The sequence below is a fragment of the Bradyrhizobium sp. AC87j1 genome (assembly GCF_002936975.1).
GTDB lineage: Bacteria > Pseudomonadota > Alphaproteobacteria > Rhizobiales > Xanthobacteraceae > Bradyrhizobium > Bradyrhizobium shewense.
Map to the genome: position 1 here is coordinate 1 of NZ_PTFE01000261.1, position 907 is coordinate 907.

At 64.7% G+C, this 907-nt stretch carries 1 protein-coding gene; it reads left to right on the forward strand.

Going from position 1 to position 907, the window contains the following annotated elements:
* Positions 1-907: chemotaxis protein CheA (locus tag CV770_RS41205; RefSeq protein ID WP_146101481.1), on the forward strand; the 907-nt coding region annotated here is incomplete at both ends.

The following is a 907-nucleotide window of genomic DNA, read 5'->3' on the forward strand; positions in this document are numbered from 1 at the left end:
AGGACACCGAGTTCAAGGTGCCGCTGCAGCGCCTGTCCAACGTCACCGCCGAGCTGCAGGAGGGCGTCATGAAGACGCGCATGCAGCCGATCGGCAATGCCTGGCAGAAGCTGCCCCGCATCGTCCGCGACCTCTCGAGCGAACTCGGCAAGCAGATCGAATTGGAGATGCACGGCGCCGACACCGAGCTCGACCGCCAGGTGCTCGATTTGATCAAGGACCCGCTCACCCACATGGTGCGCAACTCCGCCGATCATGGCCTTGAGACCCCCGCCGAGCGTCTCGCCAGCGGCAAGGGCGAGCAGGGCACCATTCGTCTGTCCGCCTATCATGAGGGCGGCCACATCATCATCTGCATCGCCGACAACGGCCGTGGCCTCAACACCGAGAAGATCAAGGCCAAGGCAATCTCGTCAGGCCTCGTCACCGAGGCCGAGCTCGAGAAGATGAGCGAAGCCCAGATCCACAAGTTCATCTTCGCGCCGGGCTTCTCCACCGCAGCCGCCATCACCTCGGTCTCCGGCCGCGGCGTCGGCATGGACGTGGTGCGCACCAATATCGACCAGATCGGCGGCACCATCGACATCAAGTCGGTGGCCGGCGAGGGCTCCTCCGTCACCATCAAGATCCCGCTGACGCTCGCGATCGTCTCCGCCCTGATCGTCGAGGCCGCCGGCGACCGCTTTGCGATCCCGCAGCTCTCGGTGGTCGAGCTGGTCCGTGCCCGCGCCAACTCGGAGCACCGCATCGAGCGCATCAAGGACACCGCGGTGCTGCGCTTGCGCAACAAGCTGCTGCCGCTGATCCATCTGAAGAAGCTCTTGAAGATCGACGACGGCGCGGCCTCGGATCCCGAGAACGGCTTCATCGTGGTGACGCAAGTCGGCAGCCAGACGTTTGGCATCGT